The organism is Paenibacillus sp. XY044, assembly GCF_002257645.1.
GTDB lineage: Bacteria > Bacillota > Bacilli > Paenibacillales > Paenibacillaceae > Paenibacillus_AQ.
The window spans coordinates 76,031-101,557 of the sequence record NZ_NQMO01000008.1 but is presented as its reverse complement, the minus strand read 5'-3'; the positions used below and the strand labels follow the sequence as shown (position 1 = coordinate 101,557).

At 56.7% G+C, this 25,527-nt stretch carries 20 protein-coding genes; 3 read left to right on the top strand and 17 right to left on the bottom strand.

The features are described from left to right. From CJP46_RS26885 to CJP46_RS26865, 5 genes are all read right to left on the bottom strand, one after another. A complete protein-coding gene (locus CJP46_RS26885) occupies window positions 1–1,173 on the bottom strand; it encodes an exonuclease SbcCD subunit D (RefSeq protein WP_094598724.1) in 1,173 nt (390 codons plus the stop codon). A gap of 212 nt (window positions 1,174–1,385) precedes the next feature. Then, entirely contained in the window at window positions 1,386–5,450 is a 4,065-nt protein-coding gene (gene addA / locus CJP46_RS26880) for a helicase-exonuclease AddAB subunit AddA (RefSeq protein ID WP_094598723.1), read from the bottom strand. Next, window positions 5,437–8,967 carry a helicase-exonuclease AddAB subunit AddB gene (addB, locus tag CJP46_RS26875; RefSeq protein ID WP_094598722.1) on the bottom strand — a complete coding sequence of 1,177 codons (3,531 nt, stop codon included), beginning with the start codon at window positions 8,965–8,967 and terminating at the stop codon, window positions 5,437–5,439. The genes addA and addB overlap by 14 nt, the downstream gene beginning before the upstream one ends. Window positions 8,968–9,276: 309 nt before the next feature. After that, window positions 9,277–9,654: an ArsR/SmtB family transcription factor gene (locus tag CJP46_RS26870; protein ID WP_094598721.1), complete on the bottom strand. Its 378-nt coding sequence runs from the start codon at window positions 9,652–9,654 to the stop codon at window positions 9,277–9,279. 3 nt (window positions 9,655–9,657) lie between these two features. Beyond that, window positions 9,658–10,083 (bottom strand): SRPBCC family protein, encoded by a 426-nt coding sequence (locus CJP46_RS26865; protein ID WP_094598720.1) that lies wholly within the window; start codon window positions 10,081–10,083, stop codon window positions 9,658–9,660. A gap of 269 nt (window positions 10,084–10,352) precedes the next feature. On the opposite strand from CJP46_RS26865, the gene CJP46_RS26860 reads away from it, so the two are divergent. Further along, a complete protein-coding gene (locus CJP46_RS26860; protein ID WP_094598719.1) occupies window positions 10,353–11,447 on the top strand; it encodes a hypothetical protein in 1,095 nt (364 codons plus the stop codon). Window positions 11,448–11,542: 95 nt separating this feature from the next. Here CJP46_RS26860 and CJP46_RS26855 read toward each other — a convergent pair whose 3' ends face one another. Next, window positions 11,543–12,121 (bottom strand): GNAT family N-acetyltransferase, encoded by a 579-nt coding sequence (locus tag CJP46_RS26855; RefSeq protein ID WP_094598718.1) that lies wholly within the window; start codon window positions 12,119–12,121, stop codon window positions 11,543–11,545. Window positions 12,122–12,409: 288 nt separating this feature from the next. Between CJP46_RS26855 and CJP46_RS26850 the strand changes: the two genes are divergently transcribed. Beyond that, complete coding sequence (locus CJP46_RS26850) at window positions 12,410–12,730, top strand: MazG nucleotide pyrophosphohydrolase domain-containing protein (RefSeq protein ID WP_094598717.1); 321 nt, start codon at window positions 12,410–12,412, stop codon at window positions 12,728–12,730. A 112-nt stretch (window positions 12,731–12,842) separates the two neighbouring features. Here the strand turns inward: CJP46_RS26850 and CJP46_RS26845 are convergent, their stop codons facing one another. Both CJP46_RS26845 and CJP46_RS26840 read right to left on the bottom strand, forming a co-directional pair. Then, the gene (locus tag CJP46_RS26845; protein WP_143813036.1) at window positions 12,843–13,967 is read right to left on the bottom strand and encodes a hypothetical protein; all 1,125 of its coding nucleotides are present in this window, start codon (window positions 13,965–13,967) and stop codon (window positions 12,843–12,845) included. 243 nt (window positions 13,968–14,210) lie between these two features. Beyond that, window positions 14,211–15,581 (bottom strand): class I SAM-dependent rRNA methyltransferase, encoded by a 1,371-nt coding sequence (locus CJP46_RS26840; RefSeq protein ID WP_094598715.1) that lies wholly within the window; start codon window positions 15,579–15,581, stop codon window positions 14,211–14,213. Between the two features lie 233 nt (window positions 15,582–15,814). Between CJP46_RS26840 and CJP46_RS26835 the strand changes: the two genes are divergently transcribed. Further along, entirely contained in the window at window positions 15,815–16,786 is a 972-nt protein-coding gene (locus CJP46_RS26835; protein ID WP_094598714.1) for a Na/Pi cotransporter family protein, read from the top strand. 46 nt (window positions 16,787–16,832) lie between these two features. Here the strand turns inward: CJP46_RS26835 and CJP46_RS26830 are convergent, their stop codons facing one another. The 9 genes from CJP46_RS26830 to dnaK form a co-directional block, all read right to left on the bottom strand. Beyond that, a complete protein-coding gene (locus tag CJP46_RS26830; RefSeq protein WP_094598713.1) occupies window positions 16,833–17,261 on the bottom strand; it encodes an NUDIX hydrolase in 429 nt (142 codons plus the stop codon). Between the two features lie 122 nt (window positions 17,262–17,383). After that, window positions 17,384–18,724 (bottom strand): tRNA (N(6)-L-threonylcarbamoyladenosine(37)-C(2))-methylthiotransferase MtaB, encoded by a 1,341-nt coding sequence (gene mtaB, locus CJP46_RS26825; RefSeq protein ID WP_094598712.1) that lies wholly within the window; start codon window positions 18,722–18,724, stop codon window positions 17,384–17,386. 2 nt (window positions 18,725–18,726) lie between these two features. Further along, entirely contained in the window at window positions 18,727–19,491 is a 765-nt protein-coding gene (locus CJP46_RS26820; protein ID WP_094598711.1) for a 16S rRNA (uracil(1498)-N(3))-methyltransferase, read from the bottom strand. 115 nt (window positions 19,492–19,606) lie between these two features. After that, entirely contained in the window at window positions 19,607–20,296 is a 690-nt protein-coding gene (locus CJP46_RS26815) for a site-2 protease family protein (RefSeq protein ID WP_094598710.1), read from the bottom strand. Beyond that, window positions 20,296–21,270 carry a 50S ribosomal protein L11 methyltransferase gene (gene prmA / locus CJP46_RS26810; RefSeq protein ID WP_094598709.1) on the bottom strand — a complete coding sequence of 325 codons (975 nt, stop codon included), beginning with the start codon at window positions 21,268–21,270 and terminating at the stop codon, window positions 20,296–20,298. Before prmA ends, CJP46_RS26815 begins: the two co-directional genes overlap by 1 nt. 138 nt (window positions 21,271–21,408) lie before the next feature. Further along, window positions 21,409–21,606 carry a YfhD family protein gene (locus tag CJP46_RS26805; RefSeq protein ID WP_094598708.1) on the bottom strand — a complete coding sequence of 66 codons (198 nt, stop codon included), beginning with the start codon at window positions 21,604–21,606 and terminating at the stop codon, window positions 21,409–21,411. A 68-nt stretch (window positions 21,607–21,674) separates the two neighbouring features. Then, entirely contained in the window at window positions 21,675–22,043 is a 369-nt protein-coding gene (locus tag CJP46_RS26800) for a hypothetical protein (RefSeq protein ID WP_094598707.1), read from the bottom strand. A 349-nt stretch (window positions 22,044–22,392) separates the two neighbouring features. Continuing rightward, on the bottom strand, window positions 22,393–23,511 hold the full coding sequence (gene dnaJ, locus CJP46_RS26795; protein ID WP_094598706.1) for a molecular chaperone DnaJ: 1,119 nt from the start codon (window positions 23,509–23,511) through the stop codon (window positions 22,393–22,395). 112 nt (window positions 23,512–23,623) lie between these two features. Continuing rightward, window positions 23,624–25,477 (bottom strand): molecular chaperone DnaK, encoded by a 1,854-nt coding sequence (gene dnaK / locus CJP46_RS26790; RefSeq protein ID WP_094598705.1) that lies wholly within the window; start codon window positions 25,475–25,477, stop codon window positions 23,624–23,626. Between the last annotated feature and the right edge of the window lie 50 nt (window positions 25,478–25,527).

The following is a 25,527-nucleotide window of genomic DNA, read 5'->3' as shown; positions in this document are numbered from 1 at the left end:
TCACGCCTCCTCCTTTACCTCTGCATCGCCCGAAGTGAGCTCTAGGAACAATTCGACGAGCGCGTCATCCGGCTCGGCTCCTCCGGTCTGGCGCTGGTAGAACTTCCGGAACAGTTCCGGCACCGGCAGGCTCGACCGGCTGTATTCCGCTTCGATCTGTTCCATCTCGGGGTAGACGGGACGGATATGTACGAACCCTTCATGACTCTTGCGCAGCCTGTGAATATCCCCGAGAGACATGGCTTCGGTCAGCGAAATTTCCAGATCGATAAAGCCGTTCGCATCCCTGCCTTCATCCAACCAGCGATGAACCTCTTCCAGTCCGCCCTTCGCTTTCCAGCGGATCAAAGGCCGGCCGCAGGACAAATAAACCTCATCCATGACGGGCTGCCGACCCGGAGCCGCATCGATGATAGCAACGGACTTCGCTTGACCGGCTTCGGAAAAGCTGTAGGCGAGCGGAGACCCGCTGTAGCGGATCATTCCCTCGCCCTTGACCGCCTGCGGCCGATGCAGGTGACCAAGGGCCGTATACTGCGCTCCGACCGCAAGCGCGGAAGGATCCACCGTATACGCGCCTCCGACCTGAATCGGCCGTTCCGAGTCGCTTTCCACGCCGCCAAGCACGTAAATGTGGCTCATCGCCAAATTGACGGTCTCGGGGGTGAAGCTTGACGCCAATTTCCGCATCAGCATGCCTACGCGGGCGCTGTATGCCCGGCGCAGCTCCTCTTCGTCGCCTTCGGCGGCGAGCAGCTCATTCAAGCGTGCTTCAGACGGATAAGGGAGCGCCGCAATTTTGGCGATCTCCCCGGTCCGGGCCGCTTGAACCGTGACCGCTTCAGCCACGGGAAGCCCGACCAGGGTGATTCCCTGCCGGGCGACCAGCGGCGTCACCGATGAAACCCGCTCGGGCTGGTCATGGTTGCCCGCGATAACCACGAGCGGCGTCCCTCCTTCCGTCAGCCGGGCCGACGCCTCATAGAACAGCTGCTCCGCTGCCGCGGGCGGATTGACCGAATCATACACATCCCCGGCCATCATGACCAGATCAACCTTCTGTTCATGTACGATCCGGACCAGTTCCTCAACGAAATCTTCCTGCTCTTTCATCCGGCTCCGGCCCTCGAGCGTCCGTCCAAAGTGCCAGTCCCCCGTATGAAGTATGCGCATACTGCTTCTCCCTCCTGGACTTGCTCTCGCGCAAGCCGTGAACCCAGACAGATCACTATCTTGTATGGGTCACACCTAAAAATGAAAACACTCAGACAATAATCCATTCCTAAATCCACAATTGAATCTAAAAAACTATCGATTCCAAAAAAAGATAAATCGAAAAAAACACATTTTATCTCTATTTCAAAAATAAGAGCTTTAACATTCCATTATAGCAATACGGGCTGCTTTGCATCCACAAAGTATAGCCATTTCTCCTGCACGGCCTCGCCCAATATATCTTCCAGCGCGCGGGCGTACAGTTCCAGCTGGAACCGGTAGCTTTCCGCCAGAGCAGGCACCCCGCCGCGGTGTTCCAGCACCCGGTCGGTTTTATAATCAACGATGACATATTTACCGTCCTCGAAGAAGAGGCAGTCGACGATCCCTTGAATGAGAACTACTTCGTCCGAATCTCGGGTCCCTGCATCCGATGCATGCATCGGTATGATGTTCCCCTCGTTAAAACGCTCGGTCAGCAGCAGCGCTTGATGCGCCTGGTGAGCTGGAAGACCATAACTGAAAGGCATCTCCCTCGATACCCACTCGGCCGACTGCAGCCTCTTTCCGATTTCGCTGTCAAAAAAGGAGGCGATTTGCTCAGGCTCCACGATCTCCGCCTGCGAACCTGTAAGGATCGCCATGTCGACCAGGCGCTGCAGCGTCGCTTCCACGACTTGTTCATCCACTGCACCCGCATCCAAAGGGATATGCTGCATGACGGTATGGTACACTGTACCCCGTTCCGTAGGGCTCAACCGGCTCTGCTCCATAAATTTGGGCCGGCGCAGGGCAAGCGTTCCCGTCTGCTGGGTGGAGGGCAGGCTGTTTTCCCGCTGGACCCGCGTCTCCTCGACCCAGTCCAGCGACGGCTCGTCCTGCAGGGCCAGCAGCTTTTTCATTTCCGTCACGGACGTCTTGGCCGAGAGCCGACTGGCGGCAGCATGCGGATATTGCCAGGCAAGCCGGGCGGATATTTGGTCAGGGGATAACGAAGAACCTGCATCCGGCTCTTCGCTGCCCGGGAGTACCGTCTCTCTGCGAAGAAGGGAGAGCAGCTTCCGCCGGCGTTCCGGCGTTGATTCTTCCGCTTCCTCCCATCCCCCAAGCGCCGCCAGCGAGAGATCCTCCATGGAGAGGATCGAAATGCGCCAATCCGCCGGATCGTTCTCCAGCGCAGGGGCCGTCTCGCCTTCCAAGCCGCCGAGCTCGCGCAGCTTGGCTGCCGCCGGGTGGCGGATCAGCGCCGGCCCGACCCAGTCCAGATAGCTCCGGCCCCGGGCCAGAACATAATCCGGAAGCATCAGCTCCGGCCGGCTCTGCACCTGGGCCCAGGAGGACACCTTTTTCTCCAGATCCTTTACCGTCCCGATCAAGTACATCTTTTCCTTGGGCCGGGTCAGACCGACGTAGAGCACCCGCATCTCCTCGGCCAGCAGCTCCAGCTGTGACCGGCGGCGGATGGCCAAATTCGGTAGCGTAGGATAGCTGACCCGCTTCTCCGTATCTACAAACTTCGGTCCGAAGCCGAGCTCCTTATGCATCAGGAACGAAGCGTTCAAATCCTGCTGGTTAAACATTTTGGACATACCCGCCAAAAATACGACCGGAAATTCGAGGCCCTTACTTTTGTGGATCGTCATAATCCGGACCGCATTGTCCCGGCTTTCGGCCGAGCCCGGTCCACCCAAATCCGAACCGTTGTCGCGCAATCTCGAAATAAACGTCAGAAAGCGGAACAGTCCGCGGGATGACGTCGTCTGCTCAAACTGAACAGCACGGTCGTGCAGCGCCTTCAGATTGTCCTGCCGCTGCATTCCGCCGGGGAGACCGCCTACCCAATCCAAATAGCCCGTTTCCCTGTACAGCAGCCAGATCAGATCTCCCAGTCCGCCTTGCCTTGCCGTATTCCGCCACCGTTCCAGCGAAGCCAGGAACGCAGCCAGCTTCCGCTGCAGTTCCGGGGAGAGGCTGAATTCCTCGTCCACTGTATCCGTTCGTTCCGCCCATTCCAGAGCCGCGGCACTTTCGGCATAGGCGGGCAGCACTTCCTCTCCACCCGGAATCGGGATAGGATCCCCAGACTCCGTCGGCACCGGCACTGCCCCTGCAGCCCCCATGACGGCTTCATAGAATGTCCCCTTGCCGCATAAGCGGACTTGGGCCAGATCTTCCTCGGTCAGGCCGACGATCGGCGAGCGCAGCACGCCTGCAAGCGGGATGTCCTGCCGGGGATTATCGATGATCTGGAGCAGGGACAGCATAATTTCCACTTCGGTCGCCTGGAAATATCCCTGATTCTGCTCTCCGTCGGCAGGGATGCCGAGCTGGCGCAGCTCCTCCATGATCAGCGGTCCCCAGATATAGGCGGACCGAAGCAGGATGACCATGTCGCCGTAACGGACGGGCCGCATCGACTTGGTCTCCTTGTCGAACACTTCCAGCGGCTTAGGCGATGTGTCTCCCATGAGAGCGCGTATTTTTTTGGCAATCGCCCTGGCCTCAAGCTGGGCCGTCTCCATTTCGGCGGCTTCAGTCTCCTGGATCAGGCCACCGCTTTCGCTGCTGTCCTGAGACTCTTCCTCGAACGCCTCTCCGTTTTTGGCCTTGTCAATCAGCACCAGCTCCGGCACATACGGGGAAGGTGCAGACGATCCTTCAGCCAGAGCCGAAGGGTAAGAAGCGCCGTAAACGAGCTCCGCCCGCTCATCGTAGCTGATCTCCGCCACCGTCTCATTCATCAGCTGGCGGAAAACCATGTTCACCGCATGCACCACTTCCAGCCGGCTGCGGAAATTGCGGGCCAGGTCGATACGGATGCCGCCGCCCCCTTCGGAAGCATACCTGCGATATTTGTCCAGGAACAGACTCGGCTCCGCCAGACGGAAGCGGTAGATGCTCTGCTTGACATCGCCGACCATGAACCGGTTCCCCGGCAGCTCGCGCGAAATCAGCTTAACGATATCCTCTTGCACGCTGTTGGTGTCCTGATACTCATCCAGAAGCACTTCGTCGAACTGCTCCTGATATTCCATCGCCGCATCCGAAGGAAGCGGCCGACCCGGAACCGAATCCGGGTGGCGCAAAATTTGCAGGCAGTAGTGCTCCAAATCGCTGAAATCCACCGCGTTTCTTCTCTGCTTCTCGCGAAGATAGCGGTCTCCGAACTCGATGACGAGCTCCGACAGTTCCTTCATGAGCGGCGCCGCCCGGTGCAGTTCGGCCAGAAAGGCGTCGGCCGGACGGCCGAACAGCGCCCCCTTCAGATCCTGCACGGTCTTCTTGACCGCTTCCCGCAGCTCCTTGACCCTCTCCTGCAGCGCCGGGTCGGTCTCCTCCTTGCGGCAGCTCTTCAGCTTGCCGAACGAAACCGTCTGAAAGCGTTCGAACAGCTCGTCCCACGGACGGTTGTCGAGCGCATCCCTCAGCGACTGTACCACCTCTAAATCCGAGTTCAGATTATCCAGATAGGGTCCTGGCCCCCCAGGCAGCAGCGTCAGGCGCCGGGCCTGTTCCAGCAGTCCTTCGGCACCGGCAAGCGCCAGCCGCGCATCCTGAAGGATGCTCTTGACCCACTGGCTTTCGCCCAGACTTGCCGTATCCGGCAGCAAAAAAGATTCGGCCATATCCCGCAGCCACTGATCCGGCCAGGAATGGCTCCGCGAGAAATCATAGAGTCTCTGCACCAAATGGTAAACGGCATCGTCCGTCCGCTCACCGCTGAACCAGTCCACCAGTGCGATAAAATCGCTGTCCTCCGGCTGTTCTCCGTATTTCTCCTCGAACAGCTCCTCCAGGATCTCCTGCCGCATCAGCTCGGCTTCGTTCTCGTTCAGGATCCGGAATCCCGGATCGATCGGGATCATCTGATAATACCTGCGGATCACTTCAAGGCAGAAGGAGTGCAGCGTCGTGATGGAGGCGCGGCCGAGCAACGACAGCTGCCGCCGGAGGTGAATGTTCTCCGGATCCTGCTCCAGCTGCCGGTCCAGCGCGTCGCGGATCCGCTCCCGCATCTCGGCCGCGGCCGCCTTGGTGAACGTGGCGACCAGCAGCCGGTCTACACTGAAGCCCTGCTCCTCGTTCAAAATTTTTCGGATGATCCGTTCCACCAGAACGGCCGTTTTTCCCGAGCCCGCCGCCGCTGCGACCAGAATGTGGTCACCATGAAGCGAAATCGCCTTCCATTGATCGTCGCTCCATATGCTGCCTGCCGGCTTTTCAATTTCGATCATGCGCTTCTCCTCCTTGGCGGCTGGACATCATTTCCCATACCTGCGATTTATTCGGCTTGCCGAGCAGATGATAATGGTTGCCTTCGACATTTTCGTCAAACTGGCACACCGGCTTGAACGGACAGAACGTGCATGCCGTCTCCTGCTGGATGCGGTAAGGCTCGATATCCACGTCCCCTTCGGTGATTCTCGTTCCGATCCGGGTAATATTGTCCCTGACGGAAGACAGCAACGTGTCCCACTGATCCGGCGTAGCGACCGATGCGGAACTGTAGAAGCTCCCGTCCGACTTGACGGCAACCGGGAGAATGGAAGAATGGCCTTTGTCCAGGGATGCGTCCATTTTGGATATGACGTCGCGATCGGCCAGCAGCAGCCCCTTCATTTTAAACCGTTTGAGCAGCTCTTCCGCCGCCTGCTCCATCGTCAGCCCGTTGCTCGACTGCAGGATCGGGTCATGCACGTGAAAATACAGCGTTCCCGCAGGAAGCGCGCTGCTGCCCAGCCAGTGCTCCGCATAGGTCAACAGCACGTCAAGATAGGTCAGCATCTGCAGCGACAAACCGTAGTACACCTCGTGAAGCCGCAGATCCTTCTGTCCGGACTTGTAATCGATCACGCGCAGCAGCAATCCGTTCTCGCCTTGGGCCATATCCACCCGGTCGATTCGCCCGACGACCTCCATCACCGTGCCGTTCTCGAGAGCGAAGGTCAGCGGAGGCAGCGGCTTCCCGGGGCCAAAATCCAGCTCCAGGCCGATCGGCTCAAAGCTTCCCCGACGTGCTTGTTCGCCCAGAATGACGGAAGCGCGGCTTACGATATTTTTGAGTTTTCGCGAAATATAACCGTACCGCTTGCTGCTCATCAGAATTTCCCCTTGCAGCATCGGGGCGAGACGCTCCACGGTCATCTCCGCTTCGCGCCGGCACTCTTCGGCGGTCAGGCTTCCCCAGCTCCGTTTCTGTTCCTGCAGCCGCAGCGCCATTTGGGTCAGCGCCGCGTGAAACAGCTGGCCGATATCCGGCGCCTGCAGGCGGTACAGCTGCCGTTCACGCAGCTTCAAGCCATGTGAGGCGAAGTGCGAAAACGGGCAGGCAACGAACCTCTCCATCCGGGATACGCTCGTTCGGATCTTGGCTCCGTACAGCCTGCGGCTTGTCCGCGGCTCCAGCTGAAGGGTATCGTTGCGGTAAAACAGCGACCGCAGCAGCATATCCAGCGGCTCCGTCCACTCCCTGTCCTGGATGTACCAGTTATACACATCCCACCACAACTGCGGGATTTCCGTCCCCTGCTTCCATCTGCGCAGCTGAACGATCAAATGGCTGAGGCTTTGGCGGGGATGGGACAAGTACGCAAGCAGCTCCTCCTCGGTCTGTTCCGCCGATGGCTGCGCCGACAGGCGGCGAACCGGAAGACCGGGAAACATTTTACGCACGTGGCGCACCACTTCGGACGGAAGCAGCTCTTTTCCCTCATCGTCTGCGGCTGGATAGCTTACCCACACATGCCGGCTGGCCGAGGTCAGAGCGTTGTATATCAGGAACCGTTCGTCGAGCAATTTGCGCGAAATTCCCGGTGCCAGCTCCATCCCGCTTTGCGACAGCAGGGAGCGTTCCTGTTCGGTCAGCACTCCGTCATCCTGAAATACAGCCGGCAAGACCCCGTCGTTGACGCCGAGCAGGAATGCGTACTTAACGCCTCCCGTCCGCGTCCGGTCCATATTTCCGACCAGCACCTGATCGAGCGCAGGCGGAACCAGTCCCAGCTTCAGTTCGCTCAGCCCCGTTTCCAGAATGCCGGCAAACAGCTCGAAGGCCATCTTCTCCGTTCCCATCATCTCCACGATCTGATCCAGCAGTTCCAGGACAGCATCCCACAGCTGGCGGTGTTCCCTGGCCGCTTCCGGGCGGCCCGACTCCAGCGCTTCGCGGCTCCACAGGTCCAGCTTCTCGGGAATGTCGGCGTCCTCCAGCAGCCGAAAGACCGCTGTGCTAAAATCCTGAGCGCTGCCCGCCTTCTTCACCCGTTTGCCGAACGCCAGCAGCGGTTCGCTGACCACCCTCCGGCAGTGCTCCATCAGGCCGAGAAATTTCTCGCCGGTTCTGCGCCCTTCTCCTCCTCCTTCTTCCAGTGAGAGGCTTGGAATACCTTTCCACGGGCGGCCGTCCGTCCAGCGGTATCCCTGGATTCCGCAGGCGAGAGCGTAGTTTTCAAGCACGTCCATATCCTCCCGCCCAAGCGATCCGTCCAGCGGAAGCAGCAGGTCGCTCTTGACGCAGCGGAATACGTCCTCATGCCTCCAGTTCCGCCGCATGACATCCAGCGCGGAGCGAATAAACTCCACCAGCGGATGGTGCAGCTCGCTTCGCTTCTGGTCGAGGAAGAACGGAATGCCGTAGTCGCGGAACAAGGGCTCCACCAGATGCTCGTAATCGCCCAAATTACGGACAAACACGGCCATGTCGCGGTATCTCGCCCCTTCCTCCCTTGCCAGGCGCAGCATCTCCCTTAGTGCTCCTTCCACTTCCGTGCGCCGGTTCTCGGCCGCATAGAGAGAAATCCCTTCCGTCTCCTGAACCGGACTCGGTCTCTGCTCCCTCCAGGGAATCCGCCGGTCATAGCCGCGCTCCAGATGAGCCAGACGAGGGCTGTTATGAAACTTGGGCAGATCCGATGAAGGAAGGATAGAATCGTCTGTTTCGACGCCCAGCTCCTCGGCCATCCCCCTCAGCTTGATATAAGTCGTGGCGGTCGGATGGAACAAATCCAGCTCATGCGGCTGCATGCTTCCGTGGTACGGCTTGTCCAGCGTGAGCGCAATCGTGACCGATGACGCGTGGGCCATCAGCTCACGTATAACCCCGTATTCCTGGGGTGTCATCCCGTGAAAGCCGTCGATCCATACGTCCGCGCCCTTGACATAAGACGAGTGCCGGATCCCCTCCGCCAAAGTGACGAGCGTATCTTCATCATCTATATAGAGCGGTGACATTTCCTGTTCAAAGTCACGGTATACCGTCCATAAGTCCTCCAGCTTATAACGGAGGATCGGTGCGCCCGCCTTCTGCTCCGTCAGCTGCGTCAAATGCTCTTCCAGCACGGCGGAATCTACGCAGTACCGCTTCAGCTCGGTATACAGTTCATTCAGCTTGCCGATAAAACCCAACTGGTCACCGGAGGCACCAAACAGCTTCAGCTCCTCTTTGCGGCGCTGGATGATTTTGTACAGCAGCATTTTTTTTCCTTCTTCGCTGATGCCGACTCTCGCCGATCCGCCGGTCTCCTGCATCACCCGGTACGCCAGGCGCCGGAAGCTGAGAACCTGCGCGCGGACGCTGCCTTTGACGGCGCCCGACGACACCAGGCTGTGCTCCGCCTGGAATGAGCCCTGCTCAGGAACGAGCAGGATCAGCGGGCTGCCCTTGGGCTGCGTTCTCAACCGGGAGGTAATGTCCCGCAGGATCGCCGTCGTCTTGCCGCTACCGGATCGCCCGATCAGAAAATGAACCGACATGGTGTTGCCTCCTTCGTAAGTAAACCTCGTAAACTATTAAATATCAGTATAACACAACCCTTTTTGAAAAGAACGTATGTTTGCAGAACTGTAAAAAGGAGGATATACCCGCCGGTTTGGCGTGATCACTGGATACGCTGACCCAAGGGCACCGCCTTCCGGCATGCAAAACAGCGGTACAGGAGGACGTTATCCTCGTGCACCGCTGTCTCTAGTTTCGCTTTCGCTTATTTTACTTATTTGCTAGTTTCCAGACTCGGATCATCATGAACGGATCACGGTTCAGATTCCGAGCGTTTGGATGACCGGCTAATCCTGCCCCTTCTCCTTCTCCACAATGGTCAGCGGGGCCGGGAAGCGTTCGGAAGCATCCGACTCCACATAGTGTTGAAGGGCAGCCATCTTGTTCTCCCAAAAGCGCTCAAAATAGGAGTACCAATCTTTGAGCTCCTGCAAGGGCCCCGGATCCAGCCGGTACCTCGTCTCGCGGCCGACCTTTCTTTCCTTTACGAGCCCTGCCTCGGACAGGATCCGCAGATGCTTGGAAACCGCCGTCCGGCTCATCGGAAAATGGCCGCTAAGAACCGTCACGGGCATCTCCTGATCGGACAGCAGCTTCAGCAGCTGGCGCCGGGTCGGGTCGGCCACGGCCTGGAATACATCGTGCTTGGACGCGGTCCCCTCCATCGCTTAAGCCTCGACGTATCTGCCCAGCTTCTGATGGAGTCCGGCCCAGCCTTGATCCATCGTCTGGCGCACGACCGTGTGCGGCTGGTTGAATTCGGTCACCTGGTCCGCGCTCCAGCCGGAGTGGATGATCGTCACTTCCGTTTTGCCGTCCAGCTCCTTCAGCTCGAAAGCAAGCGTCCAGTCTTTGCCCCAGCGGAACGCCAGCCGGTGCGGCGGATCCACTTCGGTCATCTTGCAGGGCGACATGCCGAACGGGCCGGCGTTAATGTGAAACTCATGTCCCACAACCGGCTTCATGTCATTGGGCATGAACCAGGCGGACAGCCCCTCGGGAGTCGCTACCGCCTCCCACACTTTCTGAATCGGAGCCTGGAACACGCCGGTGTGGCGAATATCAGGCAAAGCATTGTTTGTTGAGTTTTCCATGAATAAGTACCTCCGTATGCAGTAAATAAACCCGTTTAACATCGTAATGCGAAACCATTTGGTTTCACATGGATTATACGAAACCTTTTGGTTTCGTGTCAACCCCTCATCATTCAATGCCTGCTAACAGGGGAACCAACGAAAAAAGGAGCCTTTCGGCTCCTTATATTGCTATTATAGCTCATATATCCAAAAACAAACAGTCTACCATTTTTCACCTGACATTCTATAATGGAAGACGTTCCCACTTTAAGGCTAAGGGAGGAATTATGGTGGATACAAAAGATTCTTCGCGCTCGTCTGAAAAGCACCTTGGAACGGTCGGTTCGGCAAGAGCCGCTGCAGTAGACTGGGTGATGCGCTGCGCTTCTAAGGAAAACGGTTTTATGGGCGCCTATTTTACAGGCTCCACGATCGGCATGCCGGAAAATGCCCCCATGTCTCCAAGCTCCGATATCGACGTGATGGTCGTGTCCGAACTGGCTGATCCGCCGTTAAAACCGGGAAAGTTCATCTATCGGGATACCCTGATCGAAGGGTCTTACATCTCCATAGCTGAGCTGTCCTCGGTGCAACAGGTGCTCGTCTCGCACCATCTGGCAGGCCCGTTTCGGGTAAATACGATCATCTCCGATCCCCAGGGGCATTTGCATCGCCTGTATGCGGAAGTATCCCGGCATTTTGCCGATCAGGTCTGGGTACGGCGCCGGTGCGAAAACATCCTGCAGAAAATCAAACATTCTCTGCTCGGCCTCGACCTGTCCCTGCCGCTGCATGACTTGTTCACATCATGGCTCTTCCCTACGGGCATTACCACCCATGTGCTGCTGCTCGCCGCCCTGAAAAATCCGACGGTGAGGCTCCGTTACGCGGCTGCCCGTGACGTCGTGGAGGAATACGGCCTGAGCTCCCTGTACCCCGAGCTGCTTCGTCATCTCGGCTGTGCCGATTTGGAGCCGGAACGGGCGATGCAGCACGTCAGGGCGCTGGAGCGGACCTTCGACAAGGCGGCTGCCGTCGCCAAAACACCCTTTTTCTTCAGCAGCGACATTTCCCCGGTTTCCCGCCCGATCGCTATCGACGGGAGCATAACGTTAATCGAAAAAGGCCTTCACCGCGAAGCGGTGTTTTGGATGGGCGCCACTTTCGCGCGTTGCCACAAAATTCTTGCGGCAGACAGCGATCTGCAGGTGCAAAAAGAGCATGCGCCCGGTCTGGAAGCGTTCCTGGCCGATCTCGGCTTTCACTCCGTCGAAGACTTCAGCACGCGTGCCGCTGAGGTGATCGACTTTTTGCCGGAGCTGTGGCGCGCGGCGGAAGCCATAATGGAATCCAATCCTGATATCACCGGCCGCTCGACGTAATTTCCAGGGCAGCTCCCGTTACTTTTTACAGTAAGCAGTTGCCCGTTCACCGCTAACCAGCCGCAGCAACCAACCGCTTCCTAACGTATCCCGGCCTATTTCCTGATTTTATACCAATAATGCTTGTGGCCGTCGATGTCGACCGTCCCGTTCTGATCAAATCCGCACTTTTGGATGACGCGATTGGAGGCAATGTTGTCCTTTCTGGCCAAGCCATTCAGCTCGGCAGCATCGGTATGATCGAACAGAAATTTGACAAGCCCCTGAACCGCTTGGGTCGTGTATCCTTTACGGGTATGTTGGTTGGACAGCGCATACATGATTTCACGGCTCGGATACGGCAGCTCCTCTTTGGGGCCGGTGCAGCACCAGCCGATGCATTCTTCCGTATTTTTGTCCAAAATAGCCAGCCGCAGCCGGATGTCGCCAACAGCGCCTCCTTCCGCAACCGCTCTTAAAAATTGCTCGTTTTCCTTGATTTCGTAATGAACCATCCAGTCGTACCGGACTTCCCGGGGTACATCCCAATCGGGCAAGTAACGCCGGATCTCCCCCTGCCTTGCCAGCTCGCAGATGGCATCGAGGTCTTCCAGCTGGTACTCCCGTAGAATGATATTGCCGCAATCGATGATAAAGGGGCGCTCCAAGTGAACATTTTGCTGTTTACGATCCATGAATATTAGTTCTCCTCTGTTGTTGATTGCACTTCTATGCTTGATCGCAGGTCCCCTGCCAATATAGGCAACGGGCGCCTGTCAACAATTATAAAGTTACTGGCATAACGTTCGGATTCCCCTTTCTGTCATCGTTTTTTCAGTCTATAGGATCGGTTCTAAAATGTACATCATGGGGTTTCCTCCAAGTCCAACCATTGATTTGCTTTCCAGCCTCTTGCCTCCATCCCTTATACTTAAAAAGGTGCCTATCACTTGAACATTACATTGTATTAGGAGGCGGAGACTGTGGATGTGAACGCATTTCAACAGTGGGTTAAGGAGTATTACGAACAGCGGGGCTGGTCCGAGCTGGATATCTTTATCCGGATCGGCTTTTTGGCGGAGGAGACCGGCGAAGTGGCACGGGCCATTCGGGCGCTCGAAATCGGCCGGGACCGACCGGATGAAACTGCAGGTACGTATGACCAGAATAAGCAGGAGCTAGTCGAAGAGCTTGGGGACGTGCTTGGGAATTTAATCGTGATCGCGAACAAATACGACATCGGGCTCGAGGATATTTTTGCTTCCCACCGGAACAAGCTGATCGATCGCTATAAGCAGGATTGATACGTACTTATACGTACCAAGAGTTCAGCCACTGAATTCAAGGAGCGGCTGTCTTGATACCTTGGATAAAATTCGAAAATCCCTTTTCGCATTTGGCGAGAAGGGATTTTCATTACCAGCCATTGTAATAAACCGGCAGCTCCGGCCGATTGGCCGCCAGCCACAGCCGGGCATCCTTCGTCCAGTGCAGCGGATAGCCGACTCCGGCTTTGAACGCCGTCCCCTTCAGGATATCGACCAGCCATACGTCATGATTAAACAGTTGGACCGCGTACAAACTGGAGGGACTGCCGGATGCGGCTGCAAAATGGGCGATGTCCGTTTCATTTGCGATATGAGCGTGCTGAGCCAGTATTCGCCTGGCCACGGCCGGTAGCGATGGATCGGGCTCGTAGGACGCCTCCATCCGGTCCAAGCGGATATGAAGGACGCCACGGGTCCGCCCCTCCTTGTATCCGTCCACAGGGACAGTTACGGTCTCATTATCGTTCCAGGCCAAAGGATAAATAAACAGGAGCCCGTCGCTGTGGGACAAATAGCTCACCCTCGGACGGTGGAGCAGCTTGTTCCCGCTGCGGTCCAGCACAATCAAGTCGGCATCCGGGCCAAGCGTGTCGTCCGAAGCAACCAGCAGCGCTACGCGGCTATTATCGGGAGACGCGGCTACACCATAGACCGGGCGCGCGAACTCGTACAGTTTATAGGCAGCTCCGGACTGGGTATTCACCCGGTATAGCTCCAGATGTCCATGAACGGCATAAATCTCATGGCGGACAATCCGGTCGGCATATTGAACGATCTGCCCGAAATCGTTCGCGAAGTCCACCTTAGGCGGTGTCCACTTCGGTTGCGGCAGTACGCTGATTGAACCGTTTTGCTGCAAGTTCGAAGGCAGCCTTCCATCCGAGCTGTACACCAGCATTCCGGGCCCTGGGTCCTCATCATCGTCCCAGACGGGTTGATACGCCGTTAAGGAATCAAGCGGCCACTCCTGAACGAGAGTCCCGTCCCGATCCAGAAGGCGCACGCCATGGAACGGCTCCTGGACATCGATTGGATTGACAGCTTTCTGGTCAGAATCTGAAGCGCCGGCAGCGTCCCGATGTTGCCCCGGCGCCGTATAGCCTCCCATGTCTCCGAAGGGTCTTTCCGAATGGTTTGCGGCAGGAGAGGTACAGCCTGAAGCGATGCTTGTTAACACCATCAGAAGGGTTAGTGCTATGGCCGATTTTTTCATTTATGACACCTCGCCCATCATGGGTTCCTTTTTTTGGAATGACTATACATTCCTAGACGCTGAATACCTTTCAAAGGTTACGTACGCTGCTCCCCAGATGAACGATTGCGGATGAGTATAGATATGGGGTACGATGCAAGACGCACGGGATTGATAGTCAGTATCCACGCCCATCCGGATCGTTCCCTGCCCAACAAAAAAACCTTTCCGTTCATCACGGAAAGGTTTGGTTCAAAAGGGGATTTATGCCCTGCTGCGGACTTCGAATACGGCGAATTTAAGGTAATGGCCTTCATCGACGCCGAGAATTTGCGGATGGTCCTTGCCGGCCGCACGCCATTCAATCAAGCGCAGAATTTTGCCCGCATCGGCCGCCGCTTCCTGGATCGTTGCCAGGAACAGGTCCGGGCGCATATGGTACGAGCAGCTGGCGGTGACGAGATATCCTCCCTCGTTCACCAGCTTCATGCCGTGCAGGTTGATATCTTTATAGCCGCGGCAGGCGCCCTTCACCGCGCTTTTCGTCTTGGCAAAAGCCGGCGGGTCCAAAATGACGACGTCCCATGTCCGACCGCCCCCTGCGGTCATTTTCTTCGAGGTATCGACCTTCTCCTCTCCGCCAGTGGCGCGCTGCCGTCGTTCTTCCACGCCTTTGACCTGATCGCGCAGGTATTGAAACGCGTCGGCCACCACAAACTCCACGCGGTCCTCAAAGCCGTTCAGTACCACGTTTTCTCTGGCGCTCTCAATGGCGTGCTGTGAAATATCTAGGCAGGTGACTTTCTTGGCCCCGTATTTGCAGGCGTTCAGCGTGAAGCTCCCCGTATGCGAAAAGCATTCCAGCACCGTGGCCCCGTCCCAGTAAGGGAAGGTGACGACATTACCGCTTTTGTTCACCGGAAGGCTGACGGGCTGCCCGTCCTGCTCTACTTCCTGCAGCGTAATACCGCTGCGGCTTCCCCAACCGGTCATCAGCGGAGCGATCGAAGCCCGGTTTTCCCGCTGATCGAAGAAGTAGCCTGTTTTCTGGCCTTCTTCGATGTCGACCTTTACGAACAGACCGTTCTCCGTAACGGTCACGTGGCGCGGGCATTCCCCGTACAGCGGTCCCTTGGTCTGTCCGAGCCCTTCCAGCTCACGCACGGGAACGTCGCTGCGTTCATAGATTCCCTGAGGGCTCAGCACATCGACCAGCGCGTCGACGATATCCTTACGGTGGACGTCCATGCCCAGCGTCAGCAGCTGCACCACCAGCACATCGCCGAAGCGGTCCACGATCAGCCCGGGAAGGAAATCCGCTTCCCCGTATACGAGCCGGTAAGCATTGTCTCCTTTCAGGAATCGCTCCCGGTGCTCAAGGCAGCCGCGGAAGCGTTCGGCAAAGAAGGCACGGTCCATCGCTAGGGCGGGATGGTACGAGATGACCCGGACCGTAATTTGCGAGGCCGGATTGTAATAGCCTGTGGCCAGGTACCGCCCTTGATGATTGACTACATTCACGAGATCGCCCGGCTCCGGGCTGCCCTCCACCGAGGCAATTTCATTGTTGTAAATCCAGGGATGTCCCTGTTCCAGCCGCTTCTTCCGGCTGCGCTCTAATACGACCGATGCCAATCGATTCACTCCTTCAACGTTTCAAAAATGGATGTATGGATTTCGGCAAGCCCCCTAGCGAGCCGCGTCCTTGTAGTCATGGTTGTCCCAGGCCGGACATATACGTAACTATGGTTGACTCCGTATGGCGTGGAGAACCCTGCGCTTAGGTATGCCCAGAACCGCCTTATCGCAGTCCCGTCTGCTCCTGCACGGAGCATATATCATAAAGAACCCCAAGGAGGACTTGCCGCGTGTTTCAAACCGTCGTGTTTCCCGTCGTGTACGGGTTTGTTATTTTTATGGCCGGCATGAAGGTGATGGAGGCCGCCCTCGGCAAATGGGCGGGGCCGCTCCTCTCCTCCTTCCTTCAAAAGGCAACCGCTTCGCCGCTGAAGGGGCTGCTCTTCAGCACCGGCATCACAGCCGTCCTGCAGAGCAGCACGGCCGTAACCGTCATTACGATGGGCCTGGTCAACGCCGGGCTGCTGACGTACGAGCGGACCCTCGGCATTATCCTCGGCAGCAACATCGGCACCTGCCTGACCACCGAACTGATCGGCCTGCAGATCGGCCGGATCGCTCTACCGCTTTTGACAGTTTCCCTGATTGTGTGGGCCGCCGCCGTCATATTCAGCGAAAGCCCCCCGCCGGGAGTCCGCCGCATTCAGCACCTGATGATACCCGTCCAGTTTCTGGCGCTGGCCATCGCCGGATTTGCCATGGTGATGCTGGGCATCCGCGTCATGCAAAAGATTGGACCTGCCCTGGAGCAGTCCGGACTGTTCGGCTGGTTCCTGGAACGCGCGGCCGACAGCGTATGGTGGGGCGTCGCCGCTGGCGCGGTGCTGACCGCCCTCATGCACAGCAGCGCCGCCGTCATCGGGCTCGCCATCGCGCTGGCCTCTTCGGGAACGCTGCCGGTCGATGTCGGCATCGCCATCGTGCTCGGCGCGAACGTCGGCACCTGCGTGACCGCGGTGCTCGCCTCCATCGGCAGCTCTGCCTCGGGCCGGTTCGTCGCCTGGACCCATGTGGTCCTGAACGTCGGCGGAGCCCTCATCTTCATGCCCTTGATTCCGCAGCTGCACTGGGCCGTGGCCGCCATCACCGGCAGCGAAGGCGCCCAAATCGCCCACGCGCAGACGCTGTTTAATGTGATCAGCTCATTGGCGGCGCTGCCCCTATGTTATCTGCCGATCTGGAAGAAAGCCGCGCACGCCTGAACGCAAACGAAGACAGGACAGTTCCTTCGTCCATCCCACAATGAGACTACACCTCTATGCCGAGCAAGGACAGCCCTTTCCGGACGATCCGATCGTTGTTATCATACCCGTTTTGATCCTGCCGGTGCCACGCCTCATGCGGCTCATACCAGGCCACGCCGCTGATCTCCTCCACCTGGGGCCGGTGCGATCCGCCGACCGCCTCCACCAGGTAATAATGAACTTCTTTTTGAACCTGGCCATGACTCGGATGGTTGTACGTATACTTAATGATGTCCACGGGGGAAATGATGCTGCCGATAATACCCGTCTCTTCCTCGATTTCGCGCAGCGCGGTCTGCTCAATGGTTTCGCCCGGCTCCATTTTGCCTTTGGCCATCGAAATTTTGCCGTAGCGGTCCAGAATCAGCTGGACCTCCAGCCGGCCGCCGATGCTGCGGAACACGACGCCACCTGCCGATATTTCCTTCCTCATCACCCGCTCCTCCTCCTCATGCCATAGTACAAACAAGGATTTCACCTCCGGTTCTGCCGGAAATGAAATCCTTGCCATTCGCCCAAGATCCTGCAATGCCGAAGGACCTTGCTATATACAGATTAAACCGCCTGCCCCGGTCTTTCGTCCAGCACACGAACCAGCTGGCCTTCGCACTCGTGAACGCCGGCTTTGGTCAGCTTGACGCGGCACAACTTGCCTTGAAGGTCTTCCGGACCGTCAAAGATCAGCTGCAGATAGTTGTCGCTGAAGCCGTGCATTTTACCCGGACCATGGGTTCCTTTGGAAGTGCCTTCCGGAATAACGTCCAGCACCTGGCCGACGAATTTCTGAGCATACGCCAGCTGCATCTGCTCGGACAGCGCGATCAATTCGCGCACCCGTGCATGCTTCACTTCTTCGCTCACCTGGTCGGTCATCCGCGCGGCCGGCGTGCCGTTCCTCTGGGAATACGGGAAGACGTGCATTTCCGAAAACCCGATCGCCTTCATCAAATCGTAGCCGTTCCGGAACATTTCGTCCGTCTCGCCCGGGAACCCGACGATAACGTCGGTCGTGATGCCGACATCCGGCATCGCCTGGCGGATCAGCTGCATTTTGTTGTAGAACTCTTCGGTCGTATACTTCCGGCGCATCCGTTTCAGCACCGTGTCATCCCCCGCCTGCAGCGGAATATGCAGATGACGGCACATCTTGGAGGAGCGGTTCAGCACTTCGAGCATCCGCTCGTCGATCTGGCTGGCCTCGATGGAGCTGATACGGACGCGTTCCAGCCCGTCCACCTTGTCGAGATCCCACAGCAGGTCCGACAGGCGGTAGCTGTCCAGGTCGTCGCCGTAGCCGCCGGTATGGATACCGGTCAGGACGATTTCCTTGTACCCCGCTTCCACCAGCTGGTGTGCCTGATTAACGATGCTTTTCGGATCCCGGCTGCGCGAGAGCCCGCGGGACCATGGAATGATACAGAACGTGCAAAAGTTGTTGCAGCCGTCCTGAATTTTTAGAAACGCCCGGGTTCTGTCGGCAAAATCAGGTACGTCCATCTCTTCAAACACGCGCGTCTTCATAATGTTGCGGACCGCATTGATCGGCTCGCGGGATTGGCGGATTTGATCGACGTACGGAATAATCTTGTCCCGGTCCTGGTTCCCGATGACCAGGTCAACCCCGGGAATGTCCAAAATTTCGGCCGGCGAAGTCTGCGCATAGCAACCCGTTACGGCAACGATCGCTTCCGGATTTTTGCGCACGGCCCGGCGGATGATCTGCCGGCTCTTCTTATCGCCTGTATTGGTTACGGTGCAGGTATTAATTAAATAAACGTCTGCGTTTTCTTCGAAATCCACCTGTTCGTAGCCTTCATTTTTAAACAGCTGCCAAATGGCCTCTGTATCGTAAAAATTCACTTTACAGCCCAACGTATAAAATGCAACGGATGGCATGTTCAAGCTCCCCCCATTTCTCCGGATTCATAAAGTATGCAGGCCAGGGCAACCATACCCGCCGTCTCGCAGCGCAGGATTCTCCGTCCCAGGCCGATGCTGGCCGCTCCGGCTTCCTCCGCCGCCTGGCACTCATCCTCGCTGAAGCCGCCTTCCGGCCCTACGATCAGAAGCACGCGCAGGTCCGCGGCAGCTCCCGCCTTCTCTATCCAAGGCTTCACTGCGTCCCGCAGCTGAAGGCCGTGTTCTTTCTCATAGCAGAAATATACCGCATCATACGCCGAAAACGAAGCCAGCAGGTTTTTCCAGCTGATCGGATAACCGACCTCGGGCACCCGGTTGCGGTGGCTCTGTTCGGCTGCCTCTTTGGCGATTTTGCTCCAGCGACCAATGCGCTTCTCTTCCTTCTTCGCATCGTACTGGACAATCGTTCGCTCCGACAGGAAAGGGACAAAGGCCGCCGCGCCGATCTCGGTGCATTTCTGGATCACCGTCTCCATCTTGTCTCCCTTAGGGAGGCTCTGGGCAATGGTGACCTTGACCCGCGGCTCCTGGGTCATGCCCATCGTCTCAACGATGGCCGCGGTGACAACCCCCTGGTCGATCGACCGGATTTCCACCAGCGCTTCCCGCTCGCGGCCGTCGCTGACGATGAAAGTGTCCCCTTCTTTGCCGCGCATCACCTTGGCGATATGCCGCGCGTCCTCGCCGGTAATCTCGACGGTATCGCCTTTAAACTGCTCCTGTGTCACAAAATACCTCTGCATCTTTATCAACATCCTATTTCCAAAATCACAAACTTCATCATACAACTTTTAAGTTCGCATGACCAGACCCTATTGAACAAGCGAATCCGGCCCCATGGTCACGTTTCCTTCCGGATTAAATCGACACGCCGAACAATTTCAGGAAGGAGAACACGAACTGGTAATTAATGCTGTTGGCCCACATATAGAGCGGACTGATCGTATACATCTGCAGCACCGGGATGAACAGAATCAGCAGGAAAATAAAAATAGACCACTGCTCAAACTGCTGCAGCTTGATCCGGACCCGCGGCGAGACGACATCTTCGAGGATGCGGTATCCGTCCAGCGGCGGAAGCGGGATGAGGTTGAATAAAAACAGGAAAAAGTTCATGAAACAGAAATAGCGCAAAAACGTCGTCACCGCGATCAGCAGCTTTGCGTTCGTAATCGCATCCAGTGCGCCCGTGGCGATCAACAGAGCGTAAACGAACGCCCCGATGATTCCGAGAACGAAGTTGCTCAGCGGCCCAGCCGCCGACACCACCACGCCCATAAGACGCGGGTTTTTGAAGTTATCCCGGTTGACGGGGACCGGTCTCGCCCAGCCAAACCCTGCGATCACCAGCAGCAGTACGCCGAGGAAATCAAAGTGAACCGCAGGATTCAGCGTAACCCTGCCAAGCAGTTTGGCTGTAGGATCTCCAAATTTATTGGCAAAATACGCATGCGAGAACTCATGCACCGTAAAGGCGATGACCAGCACGATCAAGACAAACGGAAGCTCTTCCAGCGGAAATCTGAGAATATTGTTCAGAAAATCCATTACGACCTCTTTCTCGCGACAAAGGCTACCCAGTCCTCATCACGGCAAATGTCCTCGATTTCAAAGCCGGAATCCTTCAGCGCCTGCTGTACGACATCTTCCTTATTTTTGTAAATGCCCGAAGCGATGTAGACGCCTCCCGGCTCGAGTGCACGATAAACGTCGTCGATAAAGAGCAGAATGATCTCGGCCAGAATGTTGGCGACGATCACTTTTACCGGCAGGGTAACGCCCAAATCTTCGCGCTGATCGCCGTTTAGCAGGGACAGCAGATCGCTTTCCTTCACCGTAATGTGGCGGTCCAGCATGCCGTTCAATTGGCTGTTCTCCTTTGCGCTCGACACGGCCACCGGATCCAGGTCCAGCGCAAGCACATGCTTCGCTCCGAGCAGGACGGCGCCAATGGCCAGGATGCCCGAGCCCGTTCCGACGTCGATGACTTCCTCCCCGCCCTGGATGACCTTCTCCAGCGTGCGCAGGCAGAGCGCCGTTGTCGGATGGGTTCCTGTGCCGAACGCCATCCCGGGATCGAGCTCGATAATTTTCTCTGACTCGCTCGCCGGCGTGTAATCTTCCCAGGTCGGCTTGATGGTCAGCCGCTCCGATACCTTCAGCGGTTTAAAGTAAGCTTTCCAGGCGGTAGCCCAGTCGTCCTCATTGACCGTCTTCAGCTCATAGCGCAGCTCCCCCGCGTCTATTCCGTACTCTTGCAGCTGCCCGATCCGTTCCTTGACCTCGGCAATGATTTGCTCCACAGGGGACTCTTCGGAAAAATAACCTTTGATTTCCGCCTGTCCTTCGGGAATATCGTTCAGAGGCATCTCATACCATTGCCCGTACGACGTATCCCGTTTCTTGTTCAGGGTTCCCGATTCTTCGATGGATACGCCGCCGGCGCCGGCCTCATGCAAAAAATTTGAAATCATTTCCACGGCTTCTTCCGTGGTATGTATCGTAAATTCATGCCATAACATAATTCGTTATATTCCTCCTCGACCTATGCATAAGTACCATTGTACTATACATCGGTGGCCGAGTACAAAATTTAGGGCTCCCCGCAAACAAAAAAAACCGCGGGTCTGCCTTACGCTTACCCACGGTTTCGTTCCTCTTTAATTTTCATCCGTCCAGCCGGTATCCATTTTCCGGAGCTGACGCTCGTCAGCCTCCTCGCTGCGGCGGAGCGCTTCCACATCGTCCGCGTCAGCCAGGGTGCCCGAGAACTCGACATCCTCGTTCTTCATCGACATCAGTTCCTTGATTTTTTCCGTCTTGGTCATGATTTTGCCTTTTTTATCGCGGCTAGCCATCAAGCTCCCATCCTTTCCTTGAAGGGTCCATTCTACTTTCGAAAATATAAAGGTCACCGCTCGAGCGGCTAGACAAAGCCGCCGGCTTCCTCCACAATTCTCCTTGCCTTTTCGAACGATTCTTCCTCGACTACAACGCTCAAAATGATATCCCGGCCGGTCGGTCCTCCCTGTCCGCCGTCACTCATTCCGCTTGCGGACGGATCGGCTGCAGCCAAGATGGACACATCCTTATCGCTGTAAGTCGTGCCATAAGTCACTAACGTCAGGCTGGGCATACCTCCCGTAAAGGGGCCGGAGCTGTACATCGAAGCACCCGGAAACCGGCTGAAGCGGTCAATGGACAGGTCGATCACCCGCAGAGCCCGCAGCTTTTTGGCCACGCCCTCGGCCTCTTCCGGACTTTTGAAATAGGCCAGAATGCTCTTTTCAGACATTATTATCACCTGCTTTTTATGTGGACTAAGCGTTTGCGGCTTCTCACGTGCGGTTTTAGGCTTTGCCACCGCAGCCCCTTTTATGCGCAGACAGCACATGACACCGGGAACTGGAAAAATCGAAAAAGGGTGCAAAATGGCGTTTAACCAAGTGCTTCCCTGGAAACAGAAAGGTATACATCCCGAATCTATCAAAACAAAAAAGCCCGGCCGTCATGGCCGGACTTTTTTTAGATATAAGATCGTATAAGCTTCGGAGACTCAGCATCCTGATACCGCAAGAAAAACTTCGCTAATTGCGGTCTGTCTTCTGTGAAAGTAAGTCGAAAAACGTTTTTCGTATGCTCGGTTACTCTCCACGGAACGCTTTTTTCATGCGGTCGAAGAAAGACTGTTCTTGCTCATGCGTCTGTTCGCCGTCCAGGGAGGCGAACTGGCGGAGCAGGTCCTTCTGCTCGTCGCTGAGCTTGCTTGGCGTGACGATGACGACTTTCACGTGCTGGTCGCCCTGTCCGATGCCGCGCAAACGCGGAACGCCTTTGCCTTTAAGCCGGAAGAACGTACCCGTCTGCGTACCGGCCGGAATTTTCAGCTTGACCTTCTCGGACAGCGTCGGGATCTCAATCTCGTCGCCAAGTGCTGCTTGGGCAAAGGTAAGCGGAACCTCGCAGTAAATATCGTCGCCTTCCCGCTCGAAGAAGTCGTGCGGCTTCACGCGGATGACGATGTACAGATCGCCCGACGGGCCGCCGCGCAGACCGCCTTCACCTTCGCCAGTCATGCGCAGCTGGGCGCCGTCGTCCACGCCTGCAGGAATGCGTACGTGAATTTTACGCTGCTTCTTCACCTTGCCGCTGCCGTGGCAGGTCGTACATTTGTCCTTGATGATCTGGCCCGTACCGTTACAGTTGGAGCAGGTACGGCGGTTGACCATCCGTCCGAACGGCGTGTTCTGGACAACTTCCTGCTGCCCGCTACCGTGGCAGACGGAACAAGTTTGCGGCTTCGTACCCGGCTTGGCTCCCGAGCCATGGCATGTGTCACAGTTCTCGGTTCGTGGAATGGTAATATCCGATTCCTTGCCGAATACCGCTTCCTTGAACTCGATCGTCATCGTGTACTGCAGATCGTTCCCCCTCTGCGGCGCGTTCGGGTCGCGGCGTCCTCCGCCCCCGAAGAACATATCGAAGATGTCGCCGATGCCGCCGAAATCCGCACCGGAGAAACCTCCGCCCATGCCCTGATTCGGATCGATATGGCCGTACTGGTCGTAAGTCGAACGCTTCTGGTCGTCGCTGAGCACATCATAGGCTTCCTTCACCTCTTTGAACTTGGCCTCGGCGTCATCCGCCTTGTTCACGTCCGGGTGATACTGCCTTGCCAGCTTCCGGTAAGCCTTTTTGATATCATCATCCGAAGCGTCCTTGCCGACGCCCAGGACTTCATAATAGTCACGCTTTTCAGCCACTCTTCCACCCCCAATATTTCAGTCATGCTCCGGTTCATGGACAAAAGGAAAGCCAAAGCAGCGGGATGCCCCGGCTTTGACTTCCCTATTCCTGAACATAACTTTCTATAGGTTAACCTTGATTTTTATCCTCGTCAACAACCTCGTAGTCCGCGTCGACGACATTGTCCTTCTTCGCGGAACCTGCCGCGCCGTCGGCATTGCCTTCTCCGCCTTGAGCTTGCTGCGCTTGAGCGGCCTGCTCATACAGCTTCACAGACAGCTGCTGCACGATTTCGGTCAGCTCTTCGGTCGCGGATTTGATCTGCTCCAGATCGTCGGAGTCGATCGCCGCTTTGACTTTGTCCTTCGCCGCATTGGCCTTTTCGACTTCGGAAGCATCCACCTTGTCGCCAAGGTCCTTGATCGTTTTTTCCGTGGAATACACAAGTTGGTCGGCGTTGTTCTTCGCTTCGATCAGTTCTTTACGCTGACGGTCTTCCTCGGCATGCGCCTCGGCGTCCTTCATCATGCGGTCCACTTCATCGTCGCTGAGACCGCTCGAGGAAGTGATCGTGATCTTCTGCGTTTTGTTTGTTCCTTTATCGGTAGCCGATACGTTCACGATACCGTTGGCATCGATGTCAAAAGTAACTTCGATTTGCGGTACGCCGCGAGGTGCCGGTGGAATGTCGCCCAGAATAAAGCGTCCGAGCGTTTTGTTGCCCGCCGCCATTTGGCGTTCGCCCTGCAGCACGTGGATTTCAACGCTTGGCTGATTATCCGCATACGTCGAGAAAACTTGCGATTTGCTGGTTGGGATCGTCGTGTTGCGCTCAATCATTTTCGTAAATACGCCGCCTGCGGTTTCGATACCGAGGGAGAGCGGAGTTACGTCGAGAAGCACGACGTCTTTGACGTCGCCTGTCAGCACGCCGGCTTGCACTGCAGCACCGAGGGCAACCACTTCGTCCGGGTTAACGCCTTTGTGCGGTTCTTTGCCAGTCAGACGCTTGATCGCTTCCTGAACGGCCGGAATCCGCGTGGAACCGCCGACCAGGACGATCTTGTCGATGTCGCTGGAGCTCATGCCCGAATCGCTCAGCGCTTGACGGGTTGGTCCAAGAGTACGTTCTACCAGGTCGGCAGACAGCTCTTCGAATTTGGCGCGGGTCAGGTTAACCTCCAAGTGCTGAGGCACGCCGTCCACAACCGTAATGAACGGAAGGGAGATCGTCGTGGTCAGAACCCCGGACAGTTCCTTTTTCGCTTTTTCCGCAGCGTCTTTCAGACGTTGAACCGCTGCTTTGTCCTTGCTCAGGTCGATGCCTTGGTCCTTCTTAAACTCGCTTACGAGGTAATCGATAACCACTTGGTCGAAGTCGTCGCCGCCGAGGTGATTGTCCCCGCTCGTCGCTTTAACTTCGAAGAAGCCGTCGCCCAGCTCGAGAATCGAAACGTCGAACGTACCGCCCCCAAGGTCATATACGAGGATCGTTTGATCTTCCGCTTTTTCCAGACCGTAAGCGAGCGCCGCAGCCGTCGGCTCGTTGACGATCCGCAGCACTTCCAGACCGGCGATTTTACCGGCGTCTTTGGTCGCTTGGCGCTGGCTGTCATTAAAGTATGCCGGTACCGTAATAACCGCTTGGGTTACCGTTTGGCCCAAATAAGCCTCTGCGTCGGATTTCAGCTTCTGCAAAATCATCGCGGAAATTTCCTGCGGCGTAAATTCTTTGCCGTCAATCGTTTCCTTATGGTTCGTACCCATGTGGCGTTTGATCGAAATGATCGTACGGTCCGGGTTCGTGATCGCCTGGCGCTTTGCCGTTTCGCCGACAGTGCGCTCTCCGTCTTTCTTGAAGCCGACAACCGAAGGGGTTGTGCGAGCGCCTTCCGGATTCGGGATAACTACTGCCTCGCCGCCTTCCATAACGGCTACGCAGGAGTTTGTCGTACCAAGGTCAATACCGATAACTTTACTCATGTATGGTTTCCTCCTTTGGGATAAAAGAAATGTAGGATCGATACTTATAT